Here is a 13,469-nt window from a genome sequence, read left to right as displayed (position 1 = left end):
TGGCGGGTAGCTCAAACGAAACATGGCGCCCCAGGGCGCCATGTTTCGTTTGAATCGCAGGCTCAGTGCACCGGTAGCTTCACGCCCTCGAACAGCTCCTCGAGTTCGGACTTGTTGTGGCACTGCACCGCCTTGGCCAGCATCTCACGGCTGAGGTGCGGGGCGAACTTCTCGATGAAATCGCACATGAAGCCACGCAGGAAGGTGCCCCGGCGAAAACCTATCTTGGTCACGCTGGGCTCGAACAGCTCGTCGGCGTCCAGCACCACCAGGTCCTGGTCGAGTTTGCTGTCGACGGCCATCTTGGCCACGATGCCCACGCCCAGGTTGAGGCGTACGTAGGTCTTGATCACGTCGGCGTCGGCTGCGGTGAACACCACCTTGGGCGTCAGCCCACGGTGACTGAAGGCCTCGTCCAGCTTCGAGCGCCCGGTGAAACCGAACACGTAGGTCACGATGGGATGCTCGGCGAGCGCTTCGAGCGTCAGCTTCGGCAGCTTGGCCAGCGGATGCCCCTGCGGCACCACCACGCAGCGATTCCAACGGTAGCACGGCATCATGATCAGGTCGTTGAACAGCTCCAGACCCTCGGTGGCGATGGCGAAGTCGACGCTGCCATCGGCGGCCATCTCGGCGATCTGCGTCGGCGTGCCCTGGTGCATGTGCAACGAGACGTCCGGGTACTGCTTGATGAAGGCACTGATCACCGGCGGCAAGGCGTAGCGCGCCTGGGTGTGCGTGGTGGCGATGGACAGGGTGCCCTTCTTCTCGTTGGAGAATTCCTGGGCGATCTGCTTGATGCTTTCCACCTTGCGCAGAATCTCTCCTGCGGTGGTGATGATCCGCTCTCCGGCGGGGGTGACACGGGTCAGGTGCTTGCCACTGCGGGCGAAAACTTCCACGCCCAGCTCATCCTCGAGCAAGCGAATCTGCTTGCTGATCCCTGGTTGCGAGGTGTAAAGGCTTTGAGCGGTAGCCGATACGTTGAGGTCGTGGTGCGCGACTTCCCAGATGTAGCGCAGTTGCTGAAGCTTCATAGATTTCCCTCAGAGCAGTAAGGCAGGCCAGCAGCCTGTCAACGCCTTATATAACCATATTATTGGTCTAATACATCAGCATAGATCGTTTTATTAGTTACACCCTCCTACAAGTCACCATGTCCGCGATGCTGCAACATGGGCACCAGGTACACCGGTGCCTCCGACAGCTGCACGATGCGCGCGGCCGTACGCCCCAGCGGCACCGCGAGATCCGCGCCATGGCTGTGACTGCCTACGACCAGCAGATCCACCCCAAGTTTCTGCGCCTCCTCGAGAATCACCGTTGGCGGATCGCCCTGCAGCACTCGCACCGCGCGAATCAGATGGAGGTCCTGAAGCCCGTCCCCCAGCTCATCCCGAAAGCCTTCCAGCACACGCTGCTCGATGCTGGCCATGACCGTACCGAGGCCGTTGCGGCGCAACTCGTCCAGGGTGTCTTCATCCAGGTAGGTCTGCAGCACCGACTCGGCGAACAGCCCCATGGGTTCGACGGCATGGACGACATAGAGATCGGCCTTGAAACTGCGGCTCACCGCCAGGGCGTGCTGCAAGACGTAGGAGGCATAAAGCCCCAGATCGGTGGCATAGAGTATCGAGCGAATCACGCGGCCTCCTTGACTGCAGACGCAGGCCCTTGTTTGAGCTTAGCAGCGCATCAGACAAAGCAAGGTCGGCGGCGTTATTTAGGACGAATGGCTATATGCAAGGTGGCAGCGGCCACCAGATTCAAGGCTGCGACTCGTTGCTCACCCCGTGCGGCACGTGCCCCGTGGCCACTACCTGGCGGGCCTTCTCGCAGTGCCCGGTCTGGTCATCGAAGAACACGTCGGCCGCGAACGCCTCGAGCACCGCCGACTTGTCCAGCCCGCCGAGGAAGAAGGACTCGTCCAGGCGGATGTTCCATTCGCGCAAGGTGCGGATCACCCGCTCATGCGCCGGCGCCGAGCGTGCGGTCACCAGTGCGGTGCGAATCGGGCAGTCCGTCTCGGGAAACTCCTGCTGCAGGCTGTGCAGCGCCGCGAGAAACGGCTTGAACGGCCCGCCAGGCAGCGCCTGCCGCGCCGCCTCGCGCTCGTGGCTCTGGAACGCGTGCAGGCCACCGCTCTGGTAGACGCGCTCGGAGTCATCGGAGAACAGCACGGCGTCGCCGTCGAAGGCGATGCGCAGCTCGTTGCTGTTCGCCCGCCGCGTGCCACCCGAGAGCAGCGTGGCGGCACCGAAGCCGGCCTTGAGCGCATTGCGCACGTCATCGGCATGGGTGGAGAGAAACAGATGGCAACCAAAGGCTGCCAGGTAAGGGTCGGGGCTGCGTCCACCGACGAACGCCGCGCGCGAGATGCCGAGGCCGTAGTGCTGGATCGAGTTGAAGGCGCGCAGCCCCGTGTCGGCGCTGTTGCGCGACACCAGGATCACCTCGACGCGCTGCTCGCTGAGGCGCTGATTGAGGCCCAGCAGTTTCTCCACCAGGGGGAAGGCGTCACCCGGCATCAGGACCTCGTCCTCGTGCTCGATCTGATAACGGCGATAGGCTTCCACCCCCTCGCTTTCATAGATCTGGTGGCTCTCGCTCAGATCGAACAATGCCCGCGAGGAAATCGCCAGCACCAGCTTGTCGCCCAACCCCTTGCCCATATGCTCAGGCCTCCCCGCGCGCCTGGATGAAACGCAGTGCCTGATACAGCGCGCGCACCTTGGGCATGTCGAAGCCAGCGGCGTCGGCCGCAGCCAGAGGTGCTGCGTAGATGGCATGCAGCTCTGCCGGGCGGCCCTGGGCGAAGTCGTGGTACATGCTCGGCAGGTAGTCGGGCATCCGCTCGGTAGCGGCCAGCAGCTTGCTTGCGTACTGCTCCGGCATGCCGTGGCCGAGTGCCTGCGCGGCCTGCACCACCTCCTGCATGATGTCGCCGATCAAGGCGCGGCTGTCGGGGTTGGCCATCAGGCGCCGCGTGTCGGCATCGAGCAGCACGGAAAGACCGTTGTAGGGCACGTTCCACACCAGTTTCTGCCAGCGCGTCTGGGTCAGGTCACGCATCGGCGTCGAGTCCAGCCCGGCGCTGCGCAGCAGGTTCGCGCCCTCTTCCACCAGCTCCAGACGCGACGCCTCGTCACCTGCCGGCCCGGAGTGGTACGCCAGGTTGATCGCGCCCAGCGCCTGATGCTCGATCACGCCAGGCGCACTGCGGTGGACACAGATGTAGCAGAGGCCGCCGAGCAGATGCAGGCCGTCCGGCAGCAGTGGACGCAACTCGTCCTCCACCGCCAGGCCGTTCTGCAACAGCACGACCCTGGCGCCGGGAGCGGCAGCCCTGGCGATGAGCGGAGCCAGCTCGGCGTTGGCCGTGGTCTTCGCCCCCACCAGCAGCCAGTCGCAGGGCGGCATGTCCTCGATTCGCCGGTAGGCCTGCGCCGGCGCCAGGGTCAGCGCGCCATGCACGCTGCTGTTCAGGCGCAGGCCCTGTTCGGCCACCGCGGCATATTCGCTGCGCAGCAGGAAATGCACGTCATGTCCGGCCGTGGCCAGCAGCAGCCCGTAGAAGCCGCCGATGGCCCCCGTGCCGATGACGCCGATGCGCGGTGCAGGGGTTTGAGACATCAAGGTAGCTCCTCAGCCGGACGACGCAGAGCCTCGTCCATGGCGGTGATCAGATCGGAATGAGTGAGACGGGCGCGCAACGCGCCAAAGAAATGGCCATCGCGAACCAGAAACAGCGCCGGCAGGTGAAAAACCTCGTAGCGCGTCACCAATCCGGCGTTATGCCCAGCGTCGATCCAGCACAGACGCTCGATCGGCAAGCCCAGGCCAGGCAGCACCTGACGCGCCCAGCGGCAACTGGCACAGCCCGTGCTTGTGAACACGACAAGCGACGTACCGGAAAGATCGAGCAGGCGGCGGTCGGCATCCAGGTCGGTCAGTTCCAGTTGCGTCGCTATACTGAATTCACTGATATCAGTTTGCCTGCATTCGAGGTCGGTGTTCATGCGTAAGTTTCTGCGTCATCCAAGCGACATGCCGGTGGAACTGGTGTTGCGCAAGAAGGCCTGCATACCCAGGCAGCGGTTGAACAATATCAGCCTAGGCGGGGTGGCATGCAACTCGACGCGTGGCTTTCGTCGCGGGACATCGGTCGAGCTGCGCATTCCCCTGCTGGGCGAGCTGGCGCGCTACCCCGGCGTCGTGGCCTGGTGCCGGCGCCTGGAGAACGGCTACCTGGTGGGCATCGCCTTCATCGACGAAGACACCCTGTTTCGCGCACGCATGGTCGAACAGGTGTGCCATATCCAGCACTACCGACAGCAACTGGAACAGGAATCGGGCCACGCCGTCGCCATCGAGCAGTGCGCCCAGGACTGGATCGCCAAGCACGCCGCCGAATTCCCCTACCTCGCCTGACGGTGTTCCGCCCTCCCGGACACGCAGGAAGCGCAACACCCTCTCGCAGCGATACGCCGCCTCTATGACGCTCATTGGACTCATCGCCCATTGTCGCGCAGCCGCGTACGCGCTAAGGTTCGGCTCCCCCTGCACAAACTAGCTGTGCACCGCCTCAGGGGACCCCTGGCGGCCGGCACCCGTGACCCGACGACCTGACCCGATGAGTAGCACGATGGCTGATTTACCGATCGACGACCTCAACGTCGCTTCCAACGAAACCCTGATCACCCCCGATCAGCTGAAACGCGAGATTCCCCTGACCGATGCCGCCCTGCAGACCGTATCCCATGGTCGCCAGGTGGTACGCGACATTCTCGATGGCAAGGATCATCGCCTGTTCGTGGTAGTCGGCCCCTGCTCCATCCACGACATCAAGGCAGCTCACGAATATGCCGAGCGCCTCAAGGTGCTGGCCGCCGAACTGTCCGACAGCCTGTTCCTGGTCATGCGCGTGTACTTCGAGAAGCCACGCACCACGGTCGGCTGGAAAGGCCTGATCAACGACCCCTACCTGGACGACTCGTTCAAGATTCAGGACGGCCTGCACATCGGCCGCCAGCTGCTGCGTGACCTGGCCGAGATGGGCCTGCCCACCGCCACCGAAGCGCTCGACCCGATCTCGCCGCAGTACCTGCAGGACCTGATCAGCTGGTCGGCCATCGGCGCCCGCACCACCGAATCGCAGACGCACCGGGAAATGGCTTCGGGCCTGTCCTCGGCAGTCGGTTTCAAGAACGGTACCGACGGCGGCCTGACCGTGGCGATCAACGCCCTGCAGTCGGTCTCCAGCCCGCACCGTTTCCTCGGCATCAACCAGGAAGGCGGCGTATCCATCGTCACCACCAAGGGCAACGCCTACGGTCACGTCGTGCTGCGTGGCGGCAACGGCAAGCCGAACTACGACTCGGTCAGCGTCGCCATTTGTGAGCAGGAACTGACAAAAGCCGGCATCCGCCCGAACATCATGGTCGACTGCAGCCATGCCAACTCCAACAAGGACCCGGCTCTGCAACCGCTGGTGCTGGAGAACGTGGCCAACCAGATTCTCGAAGGCAACCAGTCCATCGTCGGCCTGATGGTGGAAAGTCATCTGGGCTGGGGCAACCAGTCGATTCCGAAGAACCTGGACGATCTCAAGTACGGGGTTTCCATCACCGATGCCTGCATCGACTGGGACACCACCGAGAAGACCCTGCGCAGCATGCACGCCAAGCTCAAGGATGTGCTGCCCAAGCGTCAGCGCGGCTGATCGCCACAGCAGTAACGAAAACGCCGGGCATTGCCCGGCGTTTTGCTATCGACGCTGCGCGCTCAACTGGCCTGGTGGCGTTGCCGACGCTCCATGTAGCGCTCGACGTAGGAGCAGGACGGAATCACCGTGTAACCCTGGCCTTCGGCGTAGCGCAGGGCATGTTCGGTCAGTGCCGCAGCGATGCCTCGGCCGCGCAGTGCGTTGGGTACGAAGGTTCGATAGATGTCCAGCGTCTGCTTGCCCAGATCCATATAGGCCAGATAGGCACGATCACCTTCGACGGTGGTCACGAACTGATGACTCGCCTGGTCATGGTGAATGGACAACCCTTCGCTCATCTTCTCTCCTCTAGCCGCGAAACACTCGCGACACATCTTTACTTCATACCGGCGCTTCGGCAAAAGCGCAAATGCGATTCCTGCCTGAACGACTGCAAGCTGACAAGTCTAACACAGGCCAAACCCGCCAATCAGAGGCTCAGCAGCCCGATGCAGAGCAGCGCGGCCAGCACCGGAATCAGCACCGTGATGACGAAGATGTCCTTGTAGGCCTGCTTGTGAGTCAGGCCCATGATCATCAGCATGGCGATCACCGCGCCACAGTGCGGCAGCGAGTCCAGCCCACCGGCGGTGATAGTGGCGATACGGTGCAGCACTTCGGGCTCCACGCCCATTTCCAGGTAGCGCGGCGCCAGCGTCTGCATGAATATCTGCAGGCCGCCGGAGGACGAACCGACGATGCCCGAGACCACGCTGACGGAGGCGAACACGGACAACAGCGGAGGTAGCTCCACCGCCAGCACCCACTGGGCGAACTGCGCGAAGCCCGCCGTCTGCGTGACCACACCGCCAAAGCCGATCACCGCAGCCGTATTGAGGAGCGGCATGATCGCGTCGTCGGCGCCCTGCCCCAGCAGGCCCAGGGTATTGCGACGCAACGCGGGAAACAGCAGCACCGCCACGCCCGTGGCGATCACCAGGGCCAGGCTCGGCCAGAGGATCGGCTGCGACAGACTGAATGCCAGCAGCCGAGCGAACGCGCCCTCGCCAGCAGTCGCCAGGCCGGAGAGCGCGAGCAGGCGCGGCAGCAGAATCACCCCCAGCACCACGACGATCGGCACCAGCGCGACACCCCAATGCGGCCCGCTGCCCGGCACTCCCGCCAACTGCTGCATGCGCTCGTCCTGGGCATTGGCCTCGAAGCCCTCGCCGCGTTCACGGGCCAGGCGCCACTCGCGCTGCAGGTAGGCCATCCCCAGGCCGATCATCACCAGCGAGGCGAACAGGCCGATCCACGCTCCCGCGAACAAGTCGGTGCCCAGGGCACTGGCGGCGATCACGTTATGGATGGACGGCGAGCCAGGCAGCGCCGTCATGGTGAAGGTTCCGGCCCCCAGGGCGATGGCCGCGCAGAACAGACGCTTGGGCAGGTTGGCCTCGCGCATCAGGGTGATACCCAGCGGATACATGGTGAAGATCACCACGAACACGACGACGCCGCCGTAGGTCAGCACCGCACACACCAGCATCGCCACCCATAGCGTGCGCTGCGTGCCCAGTCCCTGAGTGATCGCCTGGGCGATGCTGCTGGCCGCCTGACTCGCTGCCATCACCTTGCCGAAGATGGCGCCGCAGAGAAACAGCACGAAGAACTTGCCGGCGAAGGTGAATGCCCCCAGCGGGCCGAACGGGAAATGCTCGAGCAGGGCCTTGGGCACCGCCACGCCGTTGCTCAGCGCGACCAGGATCGAACACGACAGCGCGGCGATAAAGATGTTCACCCCGCGCAGCGCCATGAAGATAAGTAGCGTCAAGCCCAGTAACAGCCCCAAATTCCCCAGCATCTGCATACCCCACTTTATTGTTTTAGTTCTGAAGACGAGACAGTTATAACAGTTCGTACAGGCCCTGTGCCGCCACTGCGGCAAAACTGGCTGTTTTTTAAGCAACCCCCATACTTTCTAGCTTTCAGCCTCACATAACGAAAAAAAAAAGTGCAACTCTTGCTCCAGCTCCGTTTACTTACTAAAAGTAATAGGTAGTATGTAGGCCGGCTAATTTCCCGCAGTTGGGAAATTGCTTTTTATGGAAAACTCCACCTCAAGGGGAACACGATGAACAACGTTCTGAAATTCTCTGCTCTGGCTCTGGCCGCAGTTCTGGCTACCGGTTGCAGCAGCATGTCCAAAGAAACCGAAGCTCGTCTGACTGCTACCGAAGACGCAGCTGCTCGCGCCCAAGCCCGTGCCGACGAAGCCTACCGCAAGGCTGATGAAGCCATGGCTGCCGCTCAGAAAGCTCAGCAGACCGCTGACGAAGCCAACGAGCGCGCTCTGCGCATGCTGGAAAAAGCCAGCCGCAAGTAATTCGCGACTCGGTTTTTCGAAAGCCGGCCCAGTTCACTGGGCCGGCTTTTTTATTGCCGCGACAACCGCCCCGCAGGCAATGAAAAGCCCGCCGGCACGAATGCGGGCGGGCTCGGTCAGCAACGAATCAGAGTGACGTCGAATTGCTGGCGACCGCGTTGTCGACCTGCGCGGCGATGGGCACCGGCATGCCATCTTCGGCGGCGACCACTTCGCGCACCATCTCCCAGTCCAGGCGCAGGCCACTGAGTTCGTCACGCTTGAGCAGCGCGTTGATCACTGCCGTGTGCTTGTCGACGACGGAGGCGTTGCCCTCGTCGTCCAGGGGCGCATGCGCTTCCAGGTACACCTTGCCGTCACTCACGCCGAACTTGTAGGGCTCGTTGACGATGCGCACCGGCGTGCCCACCGGCACCATCGCGGCAAGTTCCAGAACATTGTGGTTGAGCATGCGGAAGCAGCCATGGCTGACACGCATGCCGATGCCGAACTTCTTGTTCGAGCCATGGATCAGGTAACCGGGGAACGACAGCGTCAGCTTGTACGGGCCCAGTGGGTTGTCCGGACCTGGCGGCACCACGGTCGGCAGGTGGTCGCCTTCGGCGGCGTGCTCCTCGCGAATCGACTTGGGCGGGTACCAGGCCGGGTTCGGCGTCTTCACGGTCACGCGACCGGCCCCCAGCGGCGAGCCCCAGCCTTCACGACCGATTCCCAGGGGGAAGGTGTGCACGACGTCCTGCCCCTTCGGGAAGTAGTACAGACGGTATTCGGCCAGGTTGATCACGATGCCCTCACGCGGCCCGGACGGCAGCACGTAACGGGTCGGCAGAATGACTTCGGCGCCCTCACCCGGCAGCCAGGGGTCGACGCCCGGGTTGGCCGCGACCATTTCCAGATAGCCCAGGTCGTTGGCGGTTCCCAGATCTGCAAAGGTGTCTTCGTATTTGGCCTTGATCACCTGCACCTGGCCGACCACGTCCTCACCAGGCGCTGGCAAGGGAAATTCGAGCGCCTGAACGGTTGCACTGGAGCACAGCGCGAGCAGAGTCAGACAGCGGTTGACCGCAGAGAAGCGCGACAACATCCGGGATGTCCTTGAAGAGTTGAGTGATGTTGCGGCGATTGTACACCGCCATTCGACAGCCGGGCAGACGTCAGCCATCCGCCCAGTTGGAGCACAGCCCCTGCCGCTGCGCCTCGAAGGTCGCACGGCAATCCGGGCACAGGCGCCGATCACGCAGCCAGGCCTTGTCCAGCTGGTGCCAGCGCGGCTGCGCCGGAAGCAGCCCACCACAGAGCGTGCGATCGGCATGGCCGCCCAGGCGCAGTTGCCGGGCCACCAGATGCACGCGCACCTCGCGACAGGCGAACAGGTCCAGCTGTTCGTCTGGCTCGATCAGGTGGTAGGCATACAAGGACCAGGCGGGACGCGGCATCTGGAGCTCCGTGGAAGGTCGGCCACATTAGCCGAAAGGCACGAGCCGGAAAAGCCTCGGCCCGCACTCGGTTCAGGCGTGGGCCAGGCTCACAGCAGTGGCTCGAGACTGGGCCAGACGTTGTCCAGCAACAGCGCCTGCGCTGGCTCGCCCGGGTGGATGCCATCGGCCTGCATCATCCCCGGCACGCCACCGACGCCCTCGAGAAAGAACGGCACCAGGTCGACCTGCTCCTGCGCCGCCACATCTACATAGACCTGGGCGAAGGCCGTGGTATAGCGCACCCCGTAATTCGGCGGCAGGCGCATACCCAGCAACAGCACCTTGGCCCCGGCCTGCCGCGACTTCTCGACCATCGACGCAAGATTCTGTTGCAATTGCGCAGGCGGCTGGCCGCGCAGGCCATCGTTGCCACCCAGCTCGATGATGACCAGCGCCGGCTGATGCTCCGCAAGCAGCGCAGAGAGCCGTGCGGCGCCGCCTGCGCTGGTGTCGCCACTGATCGAGGCATTGACCACCGAGTGCTCGAAGCCCTCCTGTTCGAGGCGTTTTTCCAGCAGGGCGACCCATCCCTGGCGGCTATCCAGGCCAAAAGCGGCGCTGATACTATCGCCGACCACAAGCAGGGTGCCTGCAACCGCTCCCTGAGCCCAGAACATCAGGGCCAAGGCACCACTGAGCCACCATGCACGCATTTGGAATCTCCATGACTTCGAGCATTCTCGCTGCGCGGAACCTTAGCAAAGTGGTCAGCAGCACGGAAGGCGAGCTGACGATCCTCCACGACCTCGATCTCGACCTGGCAAAGGGTGACAGCCTGGCCATCGTCGGCAGCTCCGGCTCAGGGAAATCCACCCTGCTCGGCCTGCTGGCCGGTCTCGATCTGCCCAGCGGCGGCGACGTGCTGCTGGCCGGCAAGAACCTCGGCGAACTCGACGAAGACCAGCGCGCACGCCTGCGCGCCGAGCATGTCGGTTTCGTCTTCCAATCATTTCAGTTGCTCGACAGCCTCAACGCCCTGGAAAACGTGATGCTGCCGCTGGAGCTCGAAGGCCACGCCGATGCCCGTTCGCGCGCACGCGCCTTGCTCGAACGTGTCGGTCTGGGGCAACGCCTGACCCACTACCCGCGGCAACTGTCCGGCGGTGAACAGCAGCGCGTCGCCATTGCCCGCGCCTTTGCCGCCGATCCGGACGTGCTGTTCGCCGACGAGCCGACCGGCAACCTCGACAGCCACACGGGTGAACGCATCAGCGACCTGCTGTTCCAGCTCAACCAGGAGCGTGGCACCACGCTGGTGCTGGTCACCCATGACGAGCGCCTGGCGCATCGCTGCCAGCGCCTGATCCGCCTGGAGGCCGGGCACCTGATCGACCGCGTGGAGCCCTGATGAATCGCGTCCCCGCTGTCCGCCTGCTTTCGCTCGCTGCCCGCCAGCTGCTGCGTGACGCCCGTGCCGGCGAGTTGCGCGTGCTGTTCTTCGCCCTGCTCGTCGCGGTGGCCGCCAGCAGTGCCATCGGCTACTTCAGTGCACGCCTGAACGACGCCATGCTGCTGCGCGCCAGCGAGTTCCTCGCCGCCGACCTGCGCCTGAGCGGGAGCACACCGGCGGATCAGGCGCAGATCGATGCCGGCCTCGAACTGGGTCTCGAGCATGCGCGTGCGGTGGAGTTCTCCAGCGTGGTCGCCGCTCAGGACGGCATCCAGCTGGCCAGCGTCAAGGCCGCCAGCGCGGGCTACCCGTTGCGCGGCGAGCTGCGCAGTGCGCCCGAGCCTTATGCGGCGGAAGAAGTGGGTTCCGGGCCAGGACCTGGAGAGGCCTGGGCCGAAGCCCGTCTGATGGTGGCGCTGAACCTGAAGGTCGGCGACGAGATCGAGATCGGCGCCAAGAGCCTGCGCCTGAGCCGCGTGCTCACCTACGACCCGGACACCGCTGGCGACTTCTACAGCCTGACGCCGCGCGTGCTGATCAATCTCGACGATCTCGCCGCCACCGAAGTGGTTCAACCGGGCAGCCGCGTGCGCTTTCGCGAGCTCTGGCGCGGCGATGCCGAGGCCCTGGCCGCCTACCGCCAGGCCGTCGAAGCAGGCCTGCAACCGAACCAGCGCCTGGACGACCCGCGCGACGGCAACCGCCAGGTTGGCGGTGCGCTGGGCCGCGCCGAGCGCTACCTGAACCTGGCCAGCCTCGCCGCCGTTCTGCTCGCCGGCGTGGCCGTGGCACTGTCGGCAGCACGCTTTGCCGCGCGGCGCTTCGATGCCAGTGCGCTGTTGCGTTGCCTCGGCCTGTCGCGACGCGAAGCGCTGACCCTCTTCACCCTGCAGCTCGCCTTGCTCGGGCTGATCGCCTGCGTGCTGGGCGCCCTGCTCGGCTGGGCCGGCCAGTACATTCTGTTCCATCTGCTGCGCGGTCTGATTCCCGCCGATCTGCCACCCGCCGACATCTGGCCGGCACTGGCCGGCATGGCCACCGGCTTGGTGGCGCTGGCCGGCTTCGCCCTGCCGCCACTGGCAGCGCTGGGTCGCGTGCCGCCGCTGCGCGTGCTGCGCCGCGACATGCTGCCGGTACCGGCCAGCTCCTGGCTGGTCTATGGCGCGGCACTGGTGGCGCTGGGCCTGATCATGTGGCGACTGAGCCTGGACCTGCGCCTGACCCTCGCCCTGCTGGGCGGTGGCATGCTCGCTGCTGCGCTGCTCGGCGGCCTGCTTCTGCTGGGCTTGCAGAGCCTGCGTCGGCTCCTGCAGAAAGCCGCCCTGCCCTGGCGCCTGGGCCTGGGCCAGCTGTTGCGTCACCCGCTGGCCGCCGCCGGTCAGTCGCTGGCCTTCGGCCTGATCCTGCTGGCCATGGCGCTGATCGCCCTGCTGCGTGGCGAGTTGCTCGATACCTGGCAGGATCAGCTGCCCGAGGATGCGCCCAATCACTTCGCCCTCAACGTGCTGCCCGCCGAGCGCGATGCCTTCGCCGCCCGCCTGGCCGAGTTGTCGCCGCACCCCGCCCCGCTGTACCCCGTGGTACCGGGCCGACTGATCATGATCAACGATGAGCCGGTGCGGCAACTGGTGACCAAGGAGAGCCGCGGCGAACGCGCCATCCAACGCGACCTGAGCCTGACCTGGGCCGAGCAGTTGCCCGCCGACAACCTGATCGCCGCCGGCAGCTGGTGGGGCGCTGCCCATGCCAGCGAACTGCCCGGCGTATCCGTCGAGGCCGAACTGGCCGAAAGTCTGCAGCTGAAGCTGGGCGACCGCCTGCGCTTCAACGTCGGCGGCATCGAGCGCGAGGCCCAGGTAAGCAGCCTGCGCCAGGTGGACTGGGACAGCTTCCAGCCCAACTTCTACATGATCTTCGAGCCACAGACCCTACAGGACCTGCCCGCCACCTACCTGACCAGCTTCTATCTGCCGCCCGGCCACGATGCCGAGCTGATCGCCCTGAGCCGCGCCTTCCCCAGCGTCACCCTGCTGCAGGTGGACGCCCTGCTGGCGCAGCTGCGCAGCATCCTGGCGCAGGTCACCCTGGCCATCGAATACGTGCTGCTGTTCGTTCTCGCTGCCGGCCTCACCGTGCTGCTGGCGGGGCTGCAGGCGACGCTGGACGAGCGCATCCGCCAGGGCGCCCTGCTGCGGGCGCTGGGCGCCGAGCGCCGCCTGCTGGTCAGCGCCCGCCGCGCGGAGTTCGGTCTGCTCGGCGCCGCCGCCGGCCTGCTTGCCGCGCTGGGCTGCGAGCTGGTGAGCTTCCTGCTCTATCGCTATGCCTTCGACATGAGCTGGCAACCGCACCCCTGGCTGCTTCTGCTGCCGCTGATCGGCGCCCTGCTGATCGGCCTGGCCGGGGTACTGGGAACCCGCCGCGCCCTCAACGCCAGCCCGCTCAGCGTGCTACGCGAAGGCTGAGCAGCGCCGGAGGGGTTTGCTAGACTGGCGCCCCCTCCAACCCACAGAG

Annotated in this window: 15 protein-coding genes; 5 read left to right on the top strand and 10 right to left on the bottom strand. The window is 64.9% G+C overall.

Annotated features, from left to right (window positions below; translation table 11 throughout):
- Positions 1-62: 62 nt before the first annotated feature.
- The 5 genes from cysB to EPK82_RS20865 form a co-directional block, all read right to left on the bottom strand.
- On the bottom strand, positions 63-1,037 hold the full coding sequence (gene cysB / locus EPK82_RS20885; RefSeq protein ID WP_037047738.1) for an HTH-type transcriptional regulator CysB: 975 nt from the start codon (positions 1,035-1,037) through the stop codon (positions 63-65).
- A gap of 107 nt (positions 1,038-1,144) precedes the next feature.
- A complete protein-coding gene (locus EPK82_RS20880; protein WP_037047740.1) occupies positions 1,145-1,645 on the bottom strand; it encodes a universal stress protein in 501 nt (166 codons plus the stop codon).
- A 121-nt stretch (positions 1,646-1,766) separates the two neighbouring features.
- The gene (locus EPK82_RS20875) at positions 1,767-2,672 is read right to left on the bottom strand and encodes a 5'-nucleotidase (protein ID WP_134677883.1); all 906 of its coding nucleotides are present in this window, start codon (positions 2,670-2,672) and stop codon (positions 1,767-1,769) included.
- A gap of 4 nt (positions 2,673-2,676) precedes the next feature.
- A complete protein-coding gene (locus EPK82_RS20870) occupies positions 2,677-3,633 on the bottom strand; it encodes a putative 2-dehydropantoate 2-reductase (RefSeq protein WP_134677882.1) in 957 nt (318 codons plus the stop codon).
- Complete coding sequence (locus tag EPK82_RS20865) at positions 3,633-4,019, bottom strand: YbbN family protein (protein ID WP_037047746.1); 387 nt, start codon at positions 4,017-4,019, stop codon at positions 3,633-3,635. Before EPK82_RS20865 ends, EPK82_RS20870 begins: the two co-directional genes overlap by 1 nt.
- On the opposite strand from EPK82_RS20865, the gene EPK82_RS20860 reads away from it, so the two are divergent.
- Together EPK82_RS20860 and EPK82_RS20855 are read left to right on the top strand one after the other, a co-directional pair.
- Positions 4,018-4,431, top strand: a complete 414-nt coding sequence (locus EPK82_RS20860; protein WP_037047747.1) for a PilZ domain-containing protein — start codon at positions 4,018-4,020, stop codon at positions 4,429-4,431. The two genes, EPK82_RS20865 and EPK82_RS20860, sit on opposite strands and share 2 nt — an antisense overlap.
- A 214-nt stretch (positions 4,432-4,645) precedes the next feature.
- Positions 4,646-5,722 carry a 3-deoxy-7-phosphoheptulonate synthase gene (locus EPK82_RS20855; protein WP_037047749.1) on the top strand — a complete coding sequence of 359 codons (1,077 nt, stop codon included), beginning with the start codon at positions 4,646-4,648 and terminating at the stop codon, positions 5,720-5,722.
- 62 nt (positions 5,723-5,784) lie between these two features.
- On the opposite strand, the gene EPK82_RS20850 is transcribed toward EPK82_RS20855, so the two are convergent.
- Positions 5,785-6,063 carry a GNAT family N-acetyltransferase gene (locus tag EPK82_RS20850; RefSeq protein WP_037047751.1) on the bottom strand — a complete coding sequence of 93 codons (279 nt, stop codon included), beginning with the start codon at positions 6,061-6,063 and terminating at the stop codon, positions 5,785-5,787.
- 131 nt (positions 6,064-6,194) lie between these two features.
- Complete coding sequence (locus tag EPK82_RS20845; RefSeq protein WP_134677880.1) at positions 6,195-7,568, bottom strand: GntP family permease; 1,374 nt, start codon at positions 7,566-7,568, stop codon at positions 6,195-6,197.
- 270 nt (positions 7,569-7,838) lie between these two features.
- Here EPK82_RS20845 and oprI point away from each other — a divergent pair, with 270 nt between their 5' ends.
- Positions 7,839-8,090, top strand: a complete 252-nt coding sequence (gene oprI / locus EPK82_RS20840; RefSeq protein WP_037003984.1) for an outer membrane lipoprotei OprI — start codon at positions 7,839-7,841, stop codon at positions 8,088-8,090.
- Positions 8,091-8,217: 127 nt separating this feature from the next.
- Here the strand turns inward: oprI and EPK82_RS20835 are convergent, their stop codons facing one another.
- The 3 genes from EPK82_RS20835 to EPK82_RS20825 form a co-directional block, all read right to left on the bottom strand.
- Entirely contained in the window at positions 8,218-9,174 is a 957-nt protein-coding gene (locus EPK82_RS20835) for a L,D-transpeptidase family protein (RefSeq protein WP_037047752.1), read from the bottom strand.
- 70 nt (positions 9,175-9,244) lie between these two features.
- Positions 9,245-9,526 carry a hypothetical protein gene (locus EPK82_RS20830; RefSeq protein WP_037047753.1) on the bottom strand — a complete coding sequence of 94 codons (282 nt, stop codon included), beginning with the start codon at positions 9,524-9,526 and terminating at the stop codon, positions 9,245-9,247.
- Positions 9,527-9,615: 89 nt separating this feature from the next.
- The gene (locus tag EPK82_RS20825; RefSeq protein WP_134677879.1) at positions 9,616-10,221 is read right to left on the bottom strand and encodes an arylesterase; all 606 of its coding nucleotides are present in this window, start codon (positions 10,219-10,221) and stop codon (positions 9,616-9,618) included.
- Between the two features lie 11 nt (positions 10,222-10,232).
- On the opposite strand from EPK82_RS20825, the gene EPK82_RS20820 reads away from it, so the two are divergent.
- Both EPK82_RS20820 and EPK82_RS20815 read left to right on the top strand, forming a co-directional pair.
- Positions 10,233-10,916: an ABC transporter ATP-binding protein gene (locus EPK82_RS20820; RefSeq protein ID WP_134677878.1), complete on the top strand. Its 684-nt coding sequence runs from the start codon at positions 10,233-10,235 to the stop codon at positions 10,914-10,916.
- On the top strand, positions 10,916-13,420 hold the full coding sequence (locus tag EPK82_RS20815) for an ABC transporter permease (protein WP_134677877.1): 2,505 nt from the start codon (positions 10,916-10,918) through the stop codon (positions 13,418-13,420). Before EPK82_RS20820 ends, EPK82_RS20815 begins: the two co-directional genes overlap by 1 nt.
- The last annotated feature ends 49 nt before the right edge of the window (positions 13,421-13,469 follow it).

The organism is Ectopseudomonas khazarica, assembly GCF_004521985.1.
Lineage (GTDB): Bacteria > Pseudomonadota > Gammaproteobacteria > Pseudomonadales > Pseudomonadaceae > Aquipseudomonas > Aquipseudomonas khazarica.
The sequence above is the reverse complement of the archived record's forward strand: the minus strand, read 5'-3'. Positions and strand labels throughout refer to the sequence as shown.

What these genes read in the sequence shown, in the direction of transcription:
- EPK82_RS20845 (WP_134677880.1), bottom strand. Translation starts at nt 7,568, where the DNA reads ATGCTGGGGAATTTGGGGCTGTTACTGGGCTTGACGCTACTTATCTTC.
- oprI (WP_037003984.1), top strand. Translation starts at nt 7,839, where the DNA reads ATGAACAACGTTCTGAAATTCTCTGCTCTGGCTCTGGCCGCAGTTCTG.
- EPK82_RS20860 (WP_037047747.1), top strand. Translation starts at nt 4,018, where the DNA reads ATGCGTAAGTTTCTGCGTCATCCAAGCGACATGCCGGTGGAACTGGTG.
- EPK82_RS20815 (WP_134677877.1), top strand. Translation starts at nt 10,916, where the DNA reads ATGAATCGCGTCCCCGCTGTCCGCCTGCTTTCGCTCGCTGCCCGCCAG.
- EPK82_RS20855 (WP_037047749.1), top strand. Translation starts at nt 4,646, where the DNA reads ATGGCTGATTTACCGATCGACGACCTCAACGTCGCTTCCAACGAAACC.
- EPK82_RS20820 (WP_134677878.1), top strand. Translation starts at nt 10,233, where the DNA reads ATGACTTCGAGCATTCTCGCTGCGCGGAACCTTAGCAAAGTGGTCAGC.
- EPK82_RS20850 (WP_037047751.1), bottom strand. Translation starts at nt 6,063, where the DNA reads ATGAGCGAAGGGTTGTCCATTCACCATGACCAGGCGAGTCATCAGTTC.
- cysB (WP_037047738.1), bottom strand. Translation starts at nt 1,037, where the DNA reads ATGAAGCTTCAGCAACTGCGCTACATCTGGGAAGTCGCGCACCACGAC.
- EPK82_RS20825 (WP_134677879.1), bottom strand. Translation starts at nt 10,221, where the DNA reads ATGCGTGCATGGTGGCTCAGTGGTGCCTTGGCCCTGATGTTCTGGGCT.
- EPK82_RS20870 (WP_134677882.1), bottom strand. Translation starts at nt 3,633, where the DNA reads ATGTCTCAAACCCCTGCACCGCGCATCGGCGTCATCGGCACGGGGGCC.
- EPK82_RS20830 (WP_037047753.1), bottom strand. Translation starts at nt 9,526, where the DNA reads ATGCCGCGTCCCGCCTGGTCCTTGTATGCCTACCACCTGATCGAGCCA.
- EPK82_RS20835 (WP_037047752.1), bottom strand. Translation starts at nt 9,174, where the DNA reads ATGTTGTCGCGCTTCTCTGCGGTCAACCGCTGTCTGACTCTGCTCGCG.
- EPK82_RS20875 (WP_134677883.1), bottom strand. Translation starts at nt 2,672, where the DNA reads ATGGGCAAGGGGTTGGGCGACAAGCTGGTGCTGGCGATTTCCTCGCGG.
- EPK82_RS20865 (WP_037047746.1), bottom strand. Translation starts at nt 4,019, where the DNA reads ATGAACACCGACCTCGAATGCAGGCAAACTGATATCAGTGAATTCAGT.